The 19,305-nt window shown below is 71.4% G+C and carries 12 protein-coding genes; 5 read left to right on the top strand and 7 right to left on the bottom strand.

Features of this window, described 5'->3' with window-relative positions; genetic code table 11:
- Positions 1–92: 92 nt before the first annotated feature.
- Positions 93–587: a DUF1877 family protein gene (locus tag HH310_RS37980; protein WP_169180594.1), complete on the bottom strand. Its 495-nt coding sequence runs from the start codon at positions 585–587 to the stop codon at positions 93–95.
- A 227-nt stretch (positions 588–814) separates the two neighbouring features.
- The gene (locus HH310_RS37975) at positions 815–1,492 is read right to left on the bottom strand and encodes a DUF998 domain-containing protein (protein ID WP_169180593.1); all 678 of its coding nucleotides are present in this window, start codon (positions 1,490–1,492) and stop codon (positions 815–817) included.
- A 166-nt stretch (positions 1,493–1,658) separates the two neighbouring features.
- On the opposite strand from HH310_RS37975, the gene HH310_RS37970 reads away from it, so the two are divergent.
- The gene (locus HH310_RS37970; protein ID WP_169180592.1) at positions 1,659–2,147 is read left to right on the top strand and encodes a peptidase inhibitor family I36 protein; all 489 of its coding nucleotides are present in this window, start codon (positions 1,659–1,661) and stop codon (positions 2,145–2,147) included.
- Positions 2,148–2,528: 381 nt separating this feature from the next.
- Positions 2,529–5,417 carry an AAA family ATPase gene (locus tag HH310_RS37965; RefSeq protein WP_169180591.1) on the top strand — a complete coding sequence of 963 codons (2,889 nt, stop codon included), beginning with the start codon at positions 2,529–2,531 and terminating at the stop codon, positions 5,415–5,417.
- Here the strand turns inward: HH310_RS37965 and HH310_RS37960 are convergent.
- Positions 5,359–7,731 (bottom strand): glycoside hydrolase family 65 protein, encoded by a 2,373-nt coding sequence (locus tag HH310_RS37960; protein ID WP_169180590.1) that lies wholly within the window; start codon positions 7,729–7,731, stop codon positions 5,359–5,361. The genes HH310_RS37965 and HH310_RS37960 overlap by 59 nt on opposite strands.
- A 120-nt stretch (positions 7,732–7,851) precedes the next feature.
- Between HH310_RS37960 and HH310_RS37955 the strand changes: the two genes are divergently transcribed.
- From HH310_RS37955 to ilvC, 3 genes are read left to right on the top strand one after another with little or no spacing between them, the layout of a single operon-like run.
- Positions 7,852–9,198 (top strand): NAD(P)/FAD-dependent oxidoreductase, encoded by a 1,347-nt coding sequence (locus HH310_RS37955; RefSeq protein WP_169180589.1) that lies wholly within the window; start codon positions 7,852–7,854, stop codon positions 9,196–9,198.
- A complete protein-coding gene (locus HH310_RS37950; protein WP_169180588.1) occupies positions 9,198–9,776 on the top strand; it encodes a redoxin domain-containing protein in 579 nt (192 codons plus the stop codon). Before HH310_RS37955 ends, HH310_RS37950 begins: the two co-directional genes overlap by 1 nt.
- A gap of 50 nt (positions 9,777–9,826) precedes the next feature.
- Positions 9,827–10,840, top strand: coding sequence for a ketol-acid reductoisomerase (gene ilvC, locus HH310_RS37945; protein WP_169180587.1), 1,014 nt, complete (start codon positions 9,827–9,829; stop codon positions 10,838–10,840).
- A 1-nt stretch (position 10,841) separates the two neighbouring features.
- On the opposite strand, the gene HH310_RS37940 is transcribed toward ilvC, so the two are convergent.
- Genes HH310_RS37940 through HH310_RS37925 form a run of 4 tightly spaced genes read right to left on the bottom strand, consistent with a single transcriptional unit; the run spans position 10,842 to position 19,304 of the window.
- Complete coding sequence (locus HH310_RS37940) at positions 10,842–13,058, bottom strand: hypothetical protein (RefSeq protein WP_169180586.1); 2,217 nt, start codon at positions 13,056–13,058, stop codon at positions 10,842–10,844.
- A 1-nt stretch (position 13,059) separates the two neighbouring features.
- Positions 13,060–13,359 carry a YbaB/EbfC family nucleoid-associated protein gene (locus HH310_RS37935; RefSeq protein WP_169180585.1) on the bottom strand — a complete coding sequence of 100 codons (300 nt, stop codon included), beginning with the start codon at positions 13,357–13,359 and terminating at the stop codon, positions 13,060–13,062.
- An 18-nt stretch (positions 13,360–13,377) separates the two neighbouring features.
- Entirely contained in the window at positions 13,378–16,473 is a 3,096-nt protein-coding gene (locus HH310_RS37930; protein WP_169180584.1) for a right-handed parallel beta-helix repeat-containing protein, read from the bottom strand.
- Positions 16,470–19,304: a hypothetical protein gene (locus tag HH310_RS37925; protein ID WP_169180583.1), complete on the bottom strand. Its 2,835-nt coding sequence runs from the start codon at positions 19,302–19,304 to the stop codon at positions 16,470–16,472. Before HH310_RS37925 ends, HH310_RS37930 begins: the two co-directional genes overlap by 4 nt.
- Position 19,305: the final 1 nt, after the last annotated feature.

The following is a 19,305-nucleotide window of genomic DNA, read 5'->3' as shown; positions in this document are numbered from 1 at the left end:
CGGCGACGCGCGGCAATGCCCGTCCCGAGCCAACCGCCTGCTGTTGCGCTACCCGTACGTGATCCGGGTGCATCGAACAACCCGGTGCGGCCCTACTGGTCGACGGTGAAGACTACCGAGCGGCCGCCGGCCGCGGCGTGCTTGTAGAAATCGCGGACATCCTGCAGATACTGCCAGGTGTACTCGAAGTCCTCGTCGTCGAGCAGCGCTTGGTAGTCGTCGGGGTCGATCTGGTCGTATCGCTCGCCGAGCCACTGCTTGTCGACCTCGGAGAGCGCGGCCGCCACCGCCGCGACCTGGTCCGCGTCGACGTGCGCCACGATGTAGTCGTCGGCCTCGTGATGCTGGCGGCCGCCCAGAATTGCCAGCTCGAGCACGCCGCCACCGTGCTCGCCGAGCCGGAGCGTGCCGTCGCTGAGGCAGCGGTGCAGCGCGTCCCAGGCCTTGTCGACTTCGCACAGCCAATCGGGGTCCCAGTCGTTCTCGACCTGCTCGACAAAGGCGCGAACCTCGGCGTCGTCCCGCGTCGCGGCAAGCAGGGCAGCCTGCGACTCGGTCAACGCGAAGAGCACCCCACTGCAAGCCATGCGGTGGATCATAAACAGCCCGGTGGGAAGGCTCGCTGTGCGGCTGCCGTCCCGGAGCCACAGGTTGCGGTGCTCATCCGCCGGCGCTCCGGCCGACATCAGACGGGCCGCCCGCGCGGCCACCCAACCTTTGGCTCGGCGGACACGGCTACGACGGTCAGCCGTAATCGCGCCGCAAACAGACGGCCGCGGCGGCGGCCTGGCGAGGTGTCGACAGCGCCGGCTCGCTATACGTGGCCGCCTGCGGCGCGGCGCGTTCGGGTGCTGGTTGTGCGAGCGCCGCGGGCCAGCAGGACGACAGCAACTGTGCCGGTCCAGCCCAGGCCCGCGTACAACGCCACCCTCTCCAGAAGGCCGCTGGGTGCGCCGGGCAGCACGCCGCCGGCGTCGAGCAGCACGAGCACACTCCCCGTGACGAACGCCGCGGCCATGACCGTGGCCACCGCCAAGCCGGCCGCGCGTGCCCATGACCCGAGGTATCGGCCAAGCAGCACGGCCGCCGCGATGCCCGCGCCGCCGAGGGCGACCGAGATGATTTTGTGGAGCAAACCCACCAGCGTGTCGGCGGCCGGGACGTCGGGTGGGTAACCGATGCCCGGGTCGGTCGGCACCACCGCGATGCCCACCAGGCAGCTGCCGGAGCAGACCACGAGGCGCACCGCCCAGGTGGCCGCTCGGCCAGGTGTACGGGCCGCGCCGAGGCCGAGGCCACAAAGGACGACCAGGATGCCGCAGACGGCGAAGTTCACCGAGGCGAGCCACCCGCCAGGCCCGAGCGACAGCTGACTGACCCAGTTACGGTCGGCGTCGTACCCGGGGCGTAAATCGCCCACAACGGTAACAAATACGACCATCTGCACGGCGGCGATCGCACCTCCGGCAAGCAGCCATCGTCGCTCCCCCACGACGCCAGCCTAAAACCAGCGCTCAACCCCCCTTCGCCGACGAGGTTCGGGGGCGCCCGCGGAAAGGGCCTTCGACTGGAAATGGAGAATCTACATATGGATTACCGACAATAAGTGACGCACTAGTCATAACCCCTGTCACAGTATTTTTCGCGCGCAGTTCGACGTGGTAGAAGATAAGAAGGAAGCGTGCCACCACGTTGAGCTGTCGGCTGCCCCGGCCGTCGTAGTGATCATGAAACGAACCAGGGCGATCCTCGCCGCAATAGGAGCACCCGCCATCGTCGCAGTCGGTTTGGCCGTCGCGCCCACCGCTGCTAACGCCGCCTACACCTGCGGCTCGGGCCAGGTATGTCTATACAAGGACATCAATTACACGAATACCGTGCGAGTGTTTAGTGGGAGTATTTCGGACTTCCAGTTCGCCAATTATTCCAATGGCACGAACATGAATGATTCGGTCAGTTCGATCATCAACAACAGCGGCACGACATTCCAGGGCTGGTACGACAACAACGACGGTGGGATCCGTGCGGTCGTGGGCGCCGGCGCGAGGATACCGGATATGACCAAAAATGTTCCGGTATTCTTCGGCGGCGAGTTCCTGGGTGGCCAGAACTTCAACGATGTCATGTCATCCGCACGACTCGGGTAGCCCCGTGACTACCGCGGGCGGCTGATGGTGCTTTTGTCGGTCATGCCCGGCTCTGCCCCCGCGAGCTTTCTCCTACTCGCGCCCGGAAGCCCCGACCACCTCATTACGCGGCGGTCGGGGCTTCGTCGTCACTGCGCGTTTCCCGAAAGCGTTCGCGGGTCCGTCCGGCCGGACGGTCCTGCTCTGATTCAGACCGTCAAATCGATGTCGATACGAGCCGGTGTGGCGACCGAAACGTGCCCGGCCGCATTGCTGCGGGGCGCGCCTGCAAAACCTTGCGGGATGAACCATTTGCGCAGCGTAGGGACCCGCGCTCAACGCTGGGGGTTTCTGCCCCGGCTGCCCTGTGGAAGTATTCAGAACGACATAGGGGGGCATGTCATGGCGTCGAGCGTGCCTGGCGAAGGGCTGCGTGGCAGACGCGGCGAGTGCCAGGTGCTCGATCGGCTCGTCGATCAAATCCTGGCGGGACAGAGCCGGGTGCTGGTGCTGCGGGGTGAGGCCGGCATCGGGAAGTCGGCGCTGCTCGAATATACCGGGCGGCGCGCCGAGGGCTGCCGGGTGGTGCGGGCGGCCGGGGTCGAGTCGGAGATGGAGCTGGCGTTCGCGGGGCTGCATCAGCTGTGCGTGCCGATGCTGGACAACCTGGAGAAGCTGCCGGAGCCGCAGCGGGACGCGCTCAAGACGATTTTCGGGCTGAGTGTGGGGGCGGCGCCGGATCGGTTCCTGGTCGGGCTGGCGGTGCTGAGCCTGTTCGCGGAGGCGGCCGAGCAGCAGCCGCTGATCTGCCTGATCGACGACGCGCAGTGGCTGGACCGGGCGTCCGCGCAGACCCTGGCGTTCGTGGCGCGGCGCATGCTGGCCGAGCCGGTCGGGCTGATCTTCGCGGCGCGAACGGCGGCCGGGACGCCACCGCGCACGGCGCGGACGACGGCCGGAACGCCACCGCGCACGGCACGAACGGCGGCCGGGACGCCACCGCGCACGGCGCGGACGGCTGGGACGCCGCCGACAGCGGCGTCAACCGGCGCCGAATTCGCCCTCCCGCCCGACAAATCGGAAAAATCCGAAAAGGACCCCCTGGGCGACATTCCGGAAATTCTCATCCGCGGGCTCGGCGACGCCGACGCCCGGACAGTCCTCGCGAGCGCCCTGCACGGCGCCATCGACTCCGCCGTACGCGACCGCATCGTCGCCGAAAGCCGCGGCAACCCCCTGGCCCTGCTGGAACTCCCCCGCACCTGGACGAGCGCCGAACTGGCCGGCGGCTTCGGCCTGCCGGAGACGACCGAGCTGGCCAACCGCATCGAGCAGAGCTACCTGCACCGCCTGGGCGAACTCCCCCCGGAGTCCCAGCTCGTCCTGCTGACCGCCGCCGCCGAGCCGGTGGGCGACGTGACCCTGCTGTGGCGCGCCCTGGAACGCCTGGGCATCGGCCCGGAGAACGCCTCCGCCGCCGAGGCCGCCGGCCTGATCGAGCTCGGCGCCCAGGTCCGCTTCCGGCATCCTCTGGTGCGGTCCGCGGTGTACGGCGCGGCCTCCCCGGACACCCGCCGCCAGGTGCACCGCGCCCTGGCCGAGGTCACCGACCCGCAGCTCGACCCGGACCGCCGCGCCTGGCATCTCGCCCACGCGACCACCGGCCTGGACGAGGACGTCGCCACCGAGCTGGAGCTGTCCGCCGGACGCGCCCGCGCCCGGGGTGGCCTGGCCGCGGCCGCCGCGTTCCTGGACCGGTCCGCCAGCCTCACCGCCGACCCGGCCAAACGCGCCGCCCGGATGATGGCCGCGGCCCAGCACAACGTGCAGGCCGGCACGTTCGACGCCGCGATGGGCCTGCTCACCGCCGCCGAGTCCGGGGATCTCGACGAGTTCGGCCTGGCCCGGGTGGATCTGCTGCGCGGGCAGGTGGCGTCCGCCTCCACCGACGGCCGGGACGCCCCGGCGCTGCTGCTGAAGGCCGCCCGCCGGCTGGAACCGCACGACCCCGCGCTGGCGAGGGAGACGTATTTCGATGCCTGGGGCGCCGCCCTGTTCGCCGGCGACCTGGCCACCTCCAGCGATCTGATGGAGGTCTCCTGGGCGGTGCGGTCCACCACCAACGACACGGATCCGCTTCTCGGCGGCCTGGCGGTGCTGATCACCGAGGGACGCGTGCCGGCCGCGCCGCTGTTGCGAAAAGCGGTGCGCGACTTCCGCGGCGAGACGGACAAGGGCCTGCAGTGGGCCGTGATGGCCTCCGCGGCCGCGGTCACGCTGTGGGACTTCGACAGCTGGGACTCGATCGTCGTGCGCCAGGTCGACCTGGCCCGCGCGGCGGGTGCCCTGGCCCAGTTGTCGATCGCGCTGAACGGCCTGGGCCTGGTCGTCGCCTGGACCGGGGATCAGGACGCGGCGGCGGCCGTGGTCGCCGAGGCCGCGACCGTCACCGAGGCCACCGGCACCCGGATCGCGCCGTACGGGGCGATGCTGCTCGCGGCCCTGCGCGGGCGCGACGACCGGATCGAGTCGGCGATCTCCGAGGCCGCGGCCGGTGGCGAGGGGCTGGGCGTTCAGTTCGGGCATTTCGCCGCCGCGATGCTGCTCAACGGCCTGGGCCGCTACGACGACGCGCTGCTCGAGGCCGAGCGGGCCGCCGCCGAGGCGCCGCAGCTGTTCGTGTCCACCTGGGCGCTGCCCGAGCTGATCGAGGCGGCGGTACGGGCCGGCAACGGTGACGTGGCGCGCGCGGCGCTGGCGAAGCTGGTCGTCAACGGGCAGGACACCGACTGGTCGCGCGGGATCGTCGCGCGCTGCCGGGCGTTGCTGGCCGACGGCGGCGAGGCCGACGAGCAGTACCGGGAGGCGATCGACCGGCTCGGCCGCACCCGGCTGCGTCCGGAGCTGGCTCGCGCGCACCTTCTCTACGGCGAGTGGCTGCGCCGCAAGAACAGGCGGGGTCAAGCCCGGCAATCCTTGCGTACGGCGTACGAGATGTTCACCGCGATGGGCGCCGAGGGGTTCGCCGACCGGGCCGGCCACGAGTTGTCGGCCACCGGGGAGACGGTCCGTAAGCGGCGCGGCAGCACGCGCGCCTCGCTCACCCCGCAGGAGGAGCTGATCGCGCGGCTGGCCCGCGACGGTCAGACGAACCCGGAGATCGGCGCCGAGCTGTTCATCAGTGCCCGGACCGTGGAGTGGCACCTCCGGAAGATCTTCAGCAAGCTCGGTGTCAGCTCCCGGCGACAGCTTCGGACTGCTCTTGCCGCGCAGACCGCCGCGCCGCTGTGACCGGTTCACGCCCGGCCGGCTGCTCGGGTCGCGGATACGCGGCGGTGCGCTCGGTGAGGCGTACGGTAACGGGCTCGGAGATCTCCAGGGCCCGGCCCGCGTGCTTGAGTTTCACGGTGCCGCCGTCGACCTCGTAGGTGACCTCCTGGTGGGTGACGGTGACCTGGAGGCGGGCGCCCTGCCAGCGGATCCGGAAGCGGAGCCGGTCGATGCCGGGCGGCAGCGCCGGGTCGAGGGCGAGCTCGCCGCCGTGGTCGCGGAGCCCGCCGAAGCCGCAGACCAGCGCGATCCAGGCGCCGGCCAGCGACGCCATGTGCAGCCCGTCGCCGGTGTTGTGGTTGAGGTCGCGCAGGTCGACCATGGCCGCCTCGGACGCGTACTCAAGGGCCAGCTCAAGCTGGCCCACCTCGGCCGCCAGCACCGCCTGGGTGCAGGCCGACAACGATGAGTCCCGGACCGTACGGCGTTCGTAGTAATCGACGTTGCGGGCCTTCTGCTCGTCGGTGAAATGGTCGCCGGCCCAGTGCATGGCCAGCACCAGATCCGCCTGCTTGATCACCTGCCGCCGGTAGAGGTCGAAGTACGGGGTGGTCAGCAGCAGCGGATAGCTGTTGCGGGACGCCTCGAAGTCCCACTCCGGGAACCGGGTGAAGCCGTCGGACTGCTCGTGCACCCCCATTTCCTTGTCGTACGGGACGTGCACCTCGTCGGCCGCGATCCGCCACCCGGCGATCTCCTCGTCGGTGACCTCGAACTCGCCGCGCAGCTCAGGATTGCGTTCCACCGCGTCGGCCGCCTCGCGCAGGTTGCGGGCCGCCATCAGGTTGGTGAACACGTTGTCGTTGGCCAGCGCGCTGTACTCGTCCGGGCCGGTGACGCCGTAGATGTGCCACCGTCCGTGCCGGTCGTGGTGGCCGATCGACATCCACAGCCGGGCCGTCTCCACCAGGATCTCGGTGCCGCAGTGCTCCTCCAGCGAGTCGTCGCCGGTGACCGTGCGGTAGCGGATCACGGCGTCGGCGATGTCCGCGTTGATGTGGAAGGCCGCGGTGCCGGCCGGCCAGTAGCCCGAGCATTCCTGCCCGCGGATGGTCCGCCAGGGGAACGCGGCGCCGCGCAGGCCGAGCGCGGTCGCGCGTTCCTTGGCCAGCCCGAGCGTGGAGTGCCGCCAGCGTAGCGCGTCGGCGGCGGCCGGCGGATGCGTGTAGGTGAGCACCGGCAGCACGAAGCCCTCGGTGTCCCAGAACGTGTGCCCGTCGTAGCCGGGACCGGTCAGCCCCTTCGCGGAGATGCACCGGCGCTCGGCCCGGGCGCTCGACTGCAGCACGTGGAACAGCGCGAAGCGGACCGCCTGCTGCAGCTCCGGGTCGCCGTCGACCTCGACGTCCGCCGAGTGCCAGAAGTCGTCGAGGAACTTGCGCTGCTCGTCGACGAGCCCGTCGAAGCCGGTGTAGCGGGCGCCGGCGAGTGCCGCCACCACCTGGTCACGCAGCGACGGCAGGGTGCGGTTGCTGGACCACCCGTACGCCACGAGTTTGATCAGCCGCAGCTTCTCGCCCGGGTGCAGCACGCTGGTGATGGTGGCCCGGCCCCAGTCCGGCTGGCAGCCCACCTCGTACTGCACGCGGCCGGGCGCCTCGGTGTCGTGGTGCATGCCGGCCACCATCGTCAGGCCGCTGGCCCGGGTGCGGTGCGCGATCAGCGCGGTGTGGTCCTCGGTGATGTGCTCGAGCGGCTCCAGCGGCTTGTCCAGCGCCGCGGCCACCCGCGGGTCGGCGGCCACCATCGGCTGAGCCTCGTTGGCGAGCAGCTCGGACTGCACGATCACGCGCAGGTCGGTGTCGACCGCCTCGACCTCATACTCGAAGGCGGCGATCGCGCGGTGCGTGAACGACACCAGCCGCCGGGACCGGACCTTCACCCGGCGGCCGACCGGGGACGTCCAGTCGACCTCGCGGGTGAGCACGCCGGCTCGCAGGTCCAGCACCCGCTCGTGGTGGTGCAGGGTGCCGTAGCGCACGTCGAAGGGCTCGTCGTCGACCAGCAGCCGGATCAGCTTGCCGTTGGTCACGTTGATCAGCGTCTGGCCGGATTCCGGGAATCCGTAACCCGACTCGGCGTACGGCAGCGGGCGGCTCTCGTAGAACGAGTTGAGATAGGTGCCCGGGATGCCGTGCGGCTCACCCTCGTCGAGGTTGCCGCGTAGCCCGATGTGCCCGTTGGACAGCGAGAGCACGCTCTCCCACTGCGCCAGCCGGAGCGGGTCCAGGCTCGTCTCGCGGATGGCCCACGGCTCAACAGTCGGCTCCGTCATAGGACAAGAATGCTCTTGGCGGCGCCGTTTCGCGCCAGTGATCTCCCCGGCCACACCCCAGGGTGTTTGCCAGGGTGATCCCAGGCGCGACAGGTGTCCGGAATCGAGCACGGTGGTCCGATGAGTGATGGGTACGACGTGATCGTGGTCGGGGCCGGATCGCCCGGGGAGCACACCGCCGGGGTGCTGGCCGCCGGGGGTCTGCGGGTCGCGATCGTCGAGCGGGGGCTGGTCGGCGGCGAGTGCTCGTACTACGCGTGCATCCCGTCCAAGACGCTGCTGCGGCCGGGCGAGGTGGTGCACGACGCGCGGGAGGCGGCGGCCACCGCCGAGATCGACGTCGAGGCGGCGCTGGCGTGGCGCGACTTCATGGTGTCCGGCTACTCGGACGCGGGGCAGGAGCGGTGGCTGGCGAGCAAGGGCATCGATCTGATCCGCGGTACCGGCAAGCTCGCCGGTCCGGGCGCGGTGTCCGTCGACGGTCAGACGTACACGGCGTCACACGTCGTGCTCGCGACGGGCGCCGACCCGATAATTCCACCCATTCCGGGTTTGTCAGAAATATCGGGTTTGTGGACGAACCGTGAGGTCACCGGCATGAAAGAGGTGCCGCGCCGGATGATCGTGCTCGGCTGCGGGCCGGTCGGCGTCGAGATGGCCCAGGCCGTACGCCGGTTCGGCGGCGAGGTCGCGATGGTGGGCAGCGGCGGTTACGTGCTGCCACGGGAGCCGGCACCGCTGGGCACGGCGCTCGGCGAGGTGCTGCGGGCCGACGGCATCGAGATCAATCTCAACGTACGGGCCGAGGCCGCGCGCCAGGAGGGTGACGACGTGGTTCTCACCCTCAGTGACGGCGTCGAGCTGCGTGGTGACCGGTTGTTGGTGGCGACCGGCCGCCGGCCCCGCACCGAGGGCCTCGGCCTGGAAACCATGGGGATCACCGCCGACCGGCACGGCGTCCCCACCGACGACCACCTGCGGGCCGGCGAGCGGCTGTGGATCGTCGGCGACGCCACCGGAAAATATCTGCTCACCCACGTCGGCAAGTATCAGGGCGACGTGGTGGCGGCGAACATCATGGGCGAGCCGCGGCCGGTCGACTACACGGCGGTGCCACGCGTGGTCTACACCGATCCGCAGGCGGCGTCGGTCGGCGCGAACGAGGGCTTGTTCCAGGCCACCGCGAAGCTCAACGAACTCCCGAAGATGGAGACGTACAGCCGCGAGTACGCCTCGTCGAACGGCTTCCTCACGTTGCTGAGCGACGGCGTGCACCTCACCGGGGCGTACGCGCTGGGGCCGGAGGCCGGGGAATGGCTGCAGCAGGCCACCCTGGCGATCCGGGCCGCCATCCCGCTGGACATTCTGCGCGACACCATTCAGCCGTTCCCGACCTTCTCGGAGATCTACGTGGACGCTCTGAGCACGTTGCACCGCGACGTCCGAGCCGGACGGGCGGCGGCCTGATGCGCGCCGACATCGTCCCGGGCGCCGTCTTCCCGGACTACACACTGCCCGACCACGAGGAGGTGGACCGCAGCCTCAGCGAGATCCAGGGCGACGACCCGATGATCCTGACGCTGGCCCGCGGCCACTACTGCCCGAAGGAACACCAGCAGCACCTGGATTTGGCCGGGTTCCAGTCGAAGATCGGGGTGGCGTACACGAAAATCGCCACGATCTCGACCGACGACCACTATCACAGCCTCGAGTTCCGGGCGTCGGTCGGCGCCTTCTGGCCGTTCCTGTCCGACCCGGGCCGGACCGTGCAGCAGGATCTGGACATCCAGGAGTACACCGACCCGGACAACAACCCGATGATCCCGTACACGCTGGTGCTCAAGCCGGGCCTGGTCGTGCACAGCATCTACAACGGGTATTGGTTCTGGGGCCGCCCGTCGGTCTACGACCTGTGGCGTGACCTGCGCGAGGCGTTCGCCGAGGTGCGGCCGGACTGGGACCTGGCCAAGCCGGGCCTGCGCGAAGCGTGGGAGCGCGGTGACTACTCGCAGTTCCACGGCTGGGATCGCCAGGCGGAAATGTAAGGGCCGCCACAGTCAATGAACTACCCACGAATGGGGACGTCACCTGAAGCATGTCTGTGGACGTCTATTACGACGATGATGCCGACCTGTCCATCATTCAAGGACGCCGGGTCGCGGTGATCGGGTACGGAAGCCAGGGTCACGCGCACGCGCTGTCGTTGCGTGACTCGGGCGTCGAAGTGGTGATCGGTCTGAAAGAGGGCTCCAAGAGCCGGGCCAAAGCCGAGGAACAGGGGCTGGAGGTGAGGACGCCGGCCGCCGCCGCCGAATGGGCCGACGTCATCATGCTGCTGGCCCCGGACACCGCGCAGCGCCAGATCTACACCGACTCGCTGGCGCCCTTCCTCACCGCCGGCAAGGCGTTGTTCTTCGCGCACGGCTTCAACATCCGCTTCGAGCTCATCAAGCCGCCCGCGGACGTGGACGTGGCGATGGTGGCGCCCAAGGGGCCGGGTCACCTGGTCCGCCGCCAGTACGTCGACGGCAAGGGCGTGCCGGTGCTGGTCGCGGTCGAGCAGGACGCCACCGGCGGCGCGCTCGCGCTGGCGCTGTCCTACGCCAAGGCGATCGGCGGCACCCGGGCCGGCGCGCTGCGCACGACGTTCAAGGACGAGACCGAGACCGACCTCTTCGGCGAGCAGGCGGTGCTGGCCGGCGGTGTGACCTCGTTGGTGCAGACCGGTTTCGAGGTGCTGATCGAGGCCGGCTACGCGCCCGAGATCGCGTACTTCGAATGCCTGCACGAGCTGAAACTGATCGTCGACCTGATGTACGAGGGCGGCATCTCCCGGATGCGCTACAGCATCTCGGACACGGCCGAGTTCGGTGACTACACGCGCGGTCCGCGGGTGATCGACGCCCGGGTCAAGGAGGAGATGAAGAACATCCTCCTGGAGATCCAGAGCGGCGAGTTCGCGGCCGAGCTGATCGCCGAGGAGGAGGCCGGCCGCCCGAACTTCACCCGCTACCGCGAGCAGAGCGCGGCGCACCCGATCGAGGTCACCGGCGCCACGCTGCGCCAGATGATGAGCTGGATCGACCGCCCCATCACCGAGACCGCCTGATTCACCGGATTCCCGGTACGGCCGTGAGTCGCTGCCGGGCCGCGTTGCCCACCTTGGCGCGTGGCTTGGCGGCGATCCACTGCCCGGCGATGCGCTCCAGCTCCGCAACCATCACGTCCTGCGACAGCGGATCCGGTGCCGCGTCGGGCGCCAACTGCCGGAGCAACAGCCTTCCCCGTACGCCCGTGCCCGGCGCCGCCGTGCGCAACACCTGGAAACGGGAGCCGGGCAGGAACACCACCCGGCCGTCGGCATGGTGCTCGCCGTCCGGCTCGAGGGGCTGCGTCCGCCGCCCGGTCAGCGACCAGATGAAGACGTCGACCGTGCCGGTGAGCCCGGCCGGCTGGGCCAGCGCCTCGGTGAAACCCCAGTCGGTGAGCACTTCGCGGCGGCCGATCCAGCCGAGCTGTTCGGCGCTCAGATCGGCGGGCACGTAGGCCGTGCCCTCGTGTTCCGGCATCCGTTCCAGGCCGCTGGCCACGCACCGTCCGAAGGGGACCTGCGGGCCGAACATGCCGTCCCGCAACGCCTCGCTGAGACCAAGGCCGACCGGCGACAGGAACATGTCCAGCGCGGTGGCGTCGGCGACCAGGTCCGGTTCCGCCTCGAAGCTCGGGTAGCCGGCCAGGACCCGCCGCACCGCGGTCTCGGCGACGGTGTACTGGTCGCCGAAGGTCTCGCGCATCCATTCCCGGTCGTGCTCGATCATCTCGGGGTCCGGGATGGCACGGCAGCTCGGCTCGGGGGTGTGCTGGAAGAAGTGGGCCGGCGGCTCCTTCGGCGGCTCGGGCGTGGTCTCCGGTCCGGCTTGCGGGCGCACCTGTATTCGCAGCGGCGGCGCTTCGGCTTTCGACTGCGCTTCGGCTTTCGGCGGCTCGGGGCGTAGCGGCGGCAGATTCTCGGCGGGGTTCTCGACCGCCACGATCTCGGCGACGTCGGCCGCCGGCGCCTCCGGGCCCTCCTCGGCGGCGAAGGCGCCCAGCGGCATCATCGTGGAGGCCAGGAAGAAGACCGCGCGCTGCTGGGTCGGCAGGTCGAGGCGGCCCACCAGATCCTCGGCGAGCTCGCGCAGCCGGGGCAACCGGGCGGGGTCGCCGTCGTCGACCACCACGGCGAGATGTTCCGGGTCCATGGCGCGCCCGCGCGGCCGGTACGCGTTCGTGGTGATCTGGTCGCCGCGGACCCACAGCCCGGACTCGACGATCTCCACGACGCTGTCCACGGCGTAGCGGAACTGCCGGGCCGCGATCGGCTCGCCCAGTTCCTCGGGCGCCCGGTAGCTGAGGATCTGCGGCGCCTCGCCCGGCCACACCGGCGCGGGCCGGGGTTTGTAGCGCAGCTCCCGGGCGAACACCTGCCAGCCCGGCGTGCCGTCGGTGGCCACCGTGTACATCGCCGGGCGCTCCGGGCGGCCGCTCGGGATCCCGGCCAGGCACACCACCGGGATCGCCAGCAGATCGGCCAGGGCCTGCCCGAAGCTGACGTCCGCGGGCAGGTGCACCGCGCCGTACCGGACGAAGCGGGCCTGCTCGCGCACCTCCGGATCCAGCGAGCGCCAGAGGCGGGCCACGTCGTCGAGGGCGAGCGCGGGCGTGCCCGGGCAGCCGACCACCACGGTCACCGAGTCGGGCAGGGCCGGCATGGTCTCGGCCAGCCACCGCCCGTGCGTGGCGGTGGCCTCGGCGTGACCGGCCGGGTGCACCCAGACGCCGCCGGGCACCGGATCGGCCACCCCGCTCGCGCTGGTGGGGAACGACTCGGCGACCAGCGCGTCCCACGGCGGCGCCGGATAGCGCTTGGCCACCCAGGACGGCGGCCGGCCGGGTTCGAAGCTGATCCAGCCGGAGCCCTCGCCCGCGCCGTGCACGAAAATCGTGCCGCCGCCGGCGCGGGTCACCCGCCCGTCGGGGGCGACGACCGGCCGGTCGATCCGGTCGGCCAGCCATTGCCCGGCCAGCGCCGCGGTCTCGCGGGCGGCGCCGCTGACCATCACCCGCAGCGGGCGGCGCTGCTTGCCGAGCATCTCGGCCATCGCCGCCCAGGCGCCGGGCGGCAGGACGTCGGGCACGTCCAGGACGACGATGTCGCGGTCCGGGTCGGGCGCCACCTCGAGGGCGAGCGCCTGCGCCTCGGCGCTGATCTCGTCGCCCGGGTAGAGGACGACGGCGTTGCCGACGACGTGCTGGGCGATGGTGGCGGGGTTCCAGGCGATACGCATCTCAATACAGGTTTATCTCGACAGGCCCCATCCGTTGCTCGGCGAGGCCGCGGGCGTTGGCGGCGGCCGCCCGGACGGCCTCGGCGATCGCGGCGGCCAGCCGGTCCGGGTCGCGGTGCTCGAAGACACCGGGCTCGACGCGGACGGTTTTGAGTTCCCCGAGGCCGCTGGCCAGCACCGCGACGGTGCCGTCGGCGGACCGGCCGGTCACCACGGCCTGCCGCAGCGACGCCTCGCCGTCGCGCATGCGCTGCTCGAACGCCCGCGCGTTGTCCAGGAACTCCTGCATCTCCGGTTGCATGGCCCGCTTTCCTTGAGCTCAGCCGACCGCGGTCAAGCCGCTTGATTGCATCGGGACTCCTAGATCGGCGAGCGCGAGCGTACGCGACGCGGCCGTCCGGCTCAGTGACGCAGCGAACCCGTGCGCCGCCCGTACCGTGGGTTGCGGCAGTTTCACGGAGAGTTCCACGATGGCGGCACGCACGTCCGGGGGCACTTCGTGGCCACGGCGCACCAGGTGACGTACGACGATCTCGCCGAGCTCCTCGGTGGCGTACGGGGGCATGGTCCATTGCTGGCCGAAGACATCGACCACGCCCGGGACCGCGCGGCGCAGCGCCGACAGCGCCTCGCTCTCGCCGATCAGCGCCACCACCGGATCGCCGGCCGCACCACGCATCAGCGCGACGAGGGCCTCGACCGCCTCGTCCGAGCTCTCCCCCGGCTCGTAGTCGACCAGCAGCACGCCACCCGCGGCATCGGCCATCGCGGCGCGCACCAGGCTTTGGGCCTGGCCGTCCCACTGCGCGGCCAGATCCATGCCGGTGCGCACCCGCACGAGCTGCCCGACCGGCACCAGACCAAGCTCGGACAGGCCCGCGGCATACAGTCGCGCGACCTCGCTGCGCCCACTGCCGGCGAGACCGCCGAGCAGAAGATTGGCGTTTTTCCCGTACGCGCGCCGCCTGTTCCGCAGATCACAGAGGCTGAGCAGCCCGGCGCCCAGAGCCTCGCGCACCGGGGCCGCGCCGACCAGCTCGCACACGCGTTTCCAGCTGCGGGTCGCCTTGATGGCACCGGCCGGATCGGTGGCGCTGTCCGGGTGGCTGCTCTGCTCGACCGGCAGATCGTCGAGCAACTCCAGCTCGGGTGCGAGGTCGGCCGCGGTGAGCCGGTTGAGCTCGGTGTCCTTCGCGGGCGGCGTGGTGGCCAGCCGGGACGCCTGGTTGTTGATCATCGCTTCGAAGAGCTTGCGGGCCACCCGGCCGTTGCCGAACGTCGCGTTCTTCGGGATCAGCTCGAAGTAGCGGGTGAGCGCGTCGGTCGCGTCGTCGGTCAGCTCGTAGTAGTGCTTGGTGGCCAGGTTCGAGGTGATGGTGACCAGCTCGGCGACCGAGTAGTTGGGGAACTCGACGGTCCGGGTGAAGCGGGAGGCCAGACCCGGGTTGGACTCGAGGAACTTCTCCATCAGCTCGGAATAGCCGGCGACGATGACCACCAGTTCGTCGCGCTGGTCCTCCATCATCTTCATCAGCGCGTCGATGGCCTCCTGACCGAAGTCCGGGCCGCTGCCGCCGGATCCGGCCGACAGCGTGTACGCCTCGTCGATGAACAGGACACCGCCGAGCGCTTTGGTGACGAGTTCGGTGGTCTTGATGGCGGTCGAGCCGATGTACTGACCCACCAGGTCGGCCCGCGCCGCCTCGACCATGTGCCCCTTGGACAGGATGCCGAGCTCGGCCAGCACCGAGCCGTAGAGCCGGGCCACCGTGGTCTTACCGGTACCGGGCGGGCCCGCGAAGACCAGGTGCCGGCTCATCGGCGGCATCGGCAGGCCCATCTGCTGCCGGACCTGGGCCATCTTGATCAGGTTGATCAGCGCGGTGACTTCCTGCTTCACGCCGCGCAGGCCGATCAGCGCGTTCAGCTCGCCGAGCGGACCGCTGAGCTCGCCGGCCGGTTCCTCGTCGGGGGTCTCCCCGGTCTCGTCGGGTACCGGCTGCCGCGGGGCCGCCGTCGTGACGGATTCGACGGTCAGCTCGGTGCCGTCGCCGCGCCGGATGTCCTCGCCGCCGCTACCGAGGATCTCGCAGGCGGTCAGCGTGCCGTGCGCGCCGCTCTCCAGCGCGATACCGCTGCCCTGGGCGTCGCGCACCCGCACCTGGGTGGCGACGAGCTGACCGCCGCCGGTGACCAGCACGCCGTCGCCGGGGACCGAGGCGATCTCGCTGTCCCGCAGGGTCAGCCGCCCGGAGTCGACGGTGATGCCGCCGCCGGTGAACCGCGCGTCCCGGACCGTACCGGTGGCCTTGCCGGAGAGCGCCAGCCCGCCGCCGTCGAGGGCCAGGTCCTCGCCGTCCACGGTGGTCTCGTCGCGGACCACGACGCCGTCGCCGCGCTCGACGGTGGCCCGCAGCCGGGTCAGCGTCACCGTGCCGCCACCGCCGAACAGGGCCACCTGATCGCGAGTGCCGCGCACGGTCAGGCCGGTCAGGGTGGGCGACGCCTGGGCCTCGGTGACGACCGCGATCGGGCTGTCGCCGATCGTGCAGTCGGCGAGGGTGGGCCGCGCTCCCCCGGTGATGTGCACGGCGGTGTGCCCGGCCCGCTCGAAGGTGCATCGGGTGAACACCGGGGTGGCCGCGTCGGTGATGTGCACCGACTGCAGTGCCGCGCCGGTGAAGGTGGAGTCGGTGAACGCCGCGTCGATCCCGCCGCGCAGGAAGACGTCGACGTTCGCGCTGTCCCGGATCGTCAGGCCGCTGATCCGGGCGTGCGCCTGGCCCTCCACCACCAGGGCCGGCTTCTGCGCCCCGGCGATCTCGCACTGTTCCATCACGAGGTGGCTGTCGCCGTTGGCGCAGACGCTGTTCGCCGGGGTGTCGCGCACGACGCAGCGGCGCAGCGTGAGCCGGGCGGTCTCGCCGACCACGATGCCGGACGTGCCGACCTGGGTGACCGTGGTGTCCTCGACGGTGCCGGTGCCGGTCGACATCATCACGATGCCGGCGCCGGCGCTGCTGGTCACCTCGCAGTTGCGCATGGCCAGCGAACCCTGCAGCCGGGCCAGCAGCGTGGTCCAGGAGGCGCCGCCGATCCGGCAGTCGTCGAGCGCGACCTCCCCGGCGTACACGTCGACCGCGGCGAGTTTCGGGTCCGCGCTGGACAGGCTCAGGCCGCGCAGCTGGGCGCCCTCGCCGTGCACGACGAGGACACTGCCCTCCTCGACGTGCACCTCGACCGGGCCGCCCGGCTCGGCGCTGATCGTCACCCGGTTGCCGACGACCAGCTTCTCCGCGTACCGGCCCGGATGCACCGAGATCGTGGCCCCGGCCTCGGCGCGGGCGAGCGCGGCGCCGATGGTCGGGTACGCGCCCGGCTGCCCGGAGCCCACCACCAGAACTTGCCGGCTCATCGCCGTCCACCTTCCGCCAGGCCGGGGAGCACGTCGAAGCGTGCCCGTGCGGCCGAACCGATGCGTCGTTTGGTCTGCCCGCCGGCCCAGCGCTCCAGGCTGCGGTCGAGTGCGGTCACGGCGAGCTCGTCGAGCGAAACCCGGTCCGGGTCGACCCGGCCGTGGTCGTCGATCTCGTTGCCGCCGATCTCGCGGATCAGGATCGCGCCGCGCTCGCCGCCCGTGGGCTCGCGCAAGTCGAGAACCTTGAAGCTGGTGCCGGGCAGGTAGACCACCCGGTCGTCGATGTGCTCGTCACCCTCGGGTTCGAGCAGGCCGGTGCGGCGGCCGGTCATCGACCACACCAGGATGTCGGTGTCGCCGTCCTGGGACTCGCACGGCTGGGTCAGGGTGCTGACGAAACCCCAGTCGGTGACGACCCGGCGGCCGCGGTAGAGGTCCCATTCCTCGGGTCGCGGCGACATGCGGAAGACCGTGGTGCCGCGGAACGAGGGCAGCCGGGACAGGCCGGACACGGCGCAGCGGGCCAGGGGGACGTGCGGGCCGTTGCGACCGGTGCGCAGGCCGGCGTCGACGCTGGCGCCGCGCGCGGACAGGAAGAGCCGGACGGCGACCGAGTCGGCCAGGACGTCGTCGGTGCTGAGGCCGGGGCTCTGCATGCCGGGATGCTCGGACATGATGCGGGCGACCGAGCTGGCCAGGGTGTCGAACTCGCGGCTGAGGGTGCGGCGCAGCCAGGCCCGCTCCTCGTCCAGGGGGCGGTTGGGCAGCAGGGCCAAGGCCGAGGCGTCCGGGACGGGTTGCGGGAGCACCGATGCGGCGGGCGGCACCGGAGCCGATTTCTCGTGCGGTCGTTCCGGCTGTTCCGGGGTTTCGGCGGGTGGATCCGGTGGGCCCGCGGTGGCGGGGACGGGGACAGAGACCGGCTCCGGGAGGGTCACCTCGGCCACGGTGGAAAGGACGGCCTCGACCGGGGGTGCGATCGCGTCGGGGGCGAGCGGCGGCGGTGGTGGTATCGGGGCCGGCGGTTGGGTCGGGGCCGGCGGTTCGACCGAGGCCGGCGGTTCGACCGAGGCGATGGGGGCCGGGGGTTCGACGGGCTTCGGCGGCAGGACGATGACCATCGACGGGGCCGCGTCCAGCTTGTCCTCGGGCTCCTTGGTGCGCTGCTCAACGACCGGCAGTGAGGTGGTCGGCTCGTGCAAGGCCGCCGGCGGGGCGTAGGGCTTGGGCGGCTCGACCGGCACGGACGCCGGGACCACGGGCGGCGGGGGCTCGACCGGAGCCGCGACCGGCACCTGGGCGGTGCCCTGGGCGTACGCGCGCAGTTGTGCCGGAGAGGGACGCCCGACGGCCTGGGTCTTCTGGTCGGAGAGGTAGCGCTGCAGGGCCTGCGCCTCGGGTGCGGCCACCTCCGGCACGACCAGGCCGGTCATCGCCGTCGGCTGGGCCCGCGGCACCGCGGCGGTGGCCTTGGGGGCCGGCGTCGAGGCCCGCACACTTTCGGCGACCGCGACGGCGGACGCGTCCACGTCCGCGGCGGCACCCGCCCGGCCGGCCGGCTTCATGCCGGGCACCAGCACCGATGCGGGCACCAGCACGCTGCCGGCCGCGGTCAGGTCGTCCATCCGGGCGGCCAGGTCGGCGGCCAGCTCCCGCATCCGGGCGGCCCGCTCGGCCACCGTGTCGTCGAAGATGAGCGTCCCGCCCTCGGGGTCGAGCACCGCACCGCGGACCCGTTCGGCGTTCGCGGGCTCCTCGACGCCGCGCACCCACAGTCCGGATGGGACGATCTCGACGACGGCGTCCGGCGCGTACCAGTAGACGCGCGGGGTGATCTCCTCGGTCCAGCGCAGCGGTGCCCGATGGCTGAGCACGCTGGGCCGGCGCGCCCGCGAGTTCGGGTGCGCGCGCGGCGAGTAGCTGAGCTCCAGCGCGAACGGCGGCCAGCCCAGCGACCCGTCGGCGCGCACGGTCCGCAGGTCGAAGCGGGCAGGGCTGCCCATCGGCACGCCGGTGTAGCAGACGATGTTGGTGCCGAGCAGGTCGGCCAGCGTCTGCCCGAACGTCTCGCCCTCGGGCAGCCGCACGTCGCCGTACTGCACGAACCGCGCCTGCTCGCGGGCGTCCGGGTCCAGCGAGCGCCAGAACCGCACGATGTCGTCGAGCGACAGCGCCGGGGTGCCCGGGCAGCCGAGCAGCACGGTCATCCGGTCCGGCTGGCACGGCACCCCGCCGACGAGCCGTTCCCGGTGCAGCGCCACGGTTTCGGTGTCGCGGGTGTCGTGGATCCACACGCCGCCGGGCAGCGGCTCGATCTCACCGACCGAGCTGGACGCGCGGTTGTCGACGACCGCGCGGTCCCACAGCGGCGCGGGGTAGCGTTTCGCGTCCCAGTCCGGTTGTTTGCCGGGCCGGAACCGCACCCAACCGCTGCCCGGCGCCGAGTGCACGAAAAGCGTTCCGGCCGAGCCGCGGACCAGGTCGCCGTCGGGGGCGATGACGGTGCGGCCGAGCCGTTCGGAGAGCCACTGGCCGGCCATCGCGGCGGCGTTGTGGTGCTTGCCGCAGGCGACCAGCCGGATCCCGCGGCGGCGGCGTGGCAGCACACCGGCCATCGACTCCCACGAGTTGATCGGCATGCCCTCCCCGAGGTCGAGCACGACGATGTCGTTCTCGGCGTCCGCGACCACGGACAACGCCAGCGATTGTGCCTCCGCGCTGATCTTCTCCTCGCTGTGCAGGACCAGCGCGTTGCCGACGGTGTGCTGCGCGACGCCGCCGGGGTCGTCGCCCTTGCCGCGCAGCAGTCCGCGAATCCCGTTCGCCATG

This window comes from Actinoplanes sp. TBRC 11911, from assembly GCF_012933445.1.
GTDB lineage: Bacteria > Actinomycetota > Actinomycetes > Mycobacteriales > Micromonosporaceae > Actinoplanes.
The sequence above is the reverse complement of the archived record's forward strand: the minus strand, read 5'-3'. Positions and strand labels throughout refer to the sequence as shown.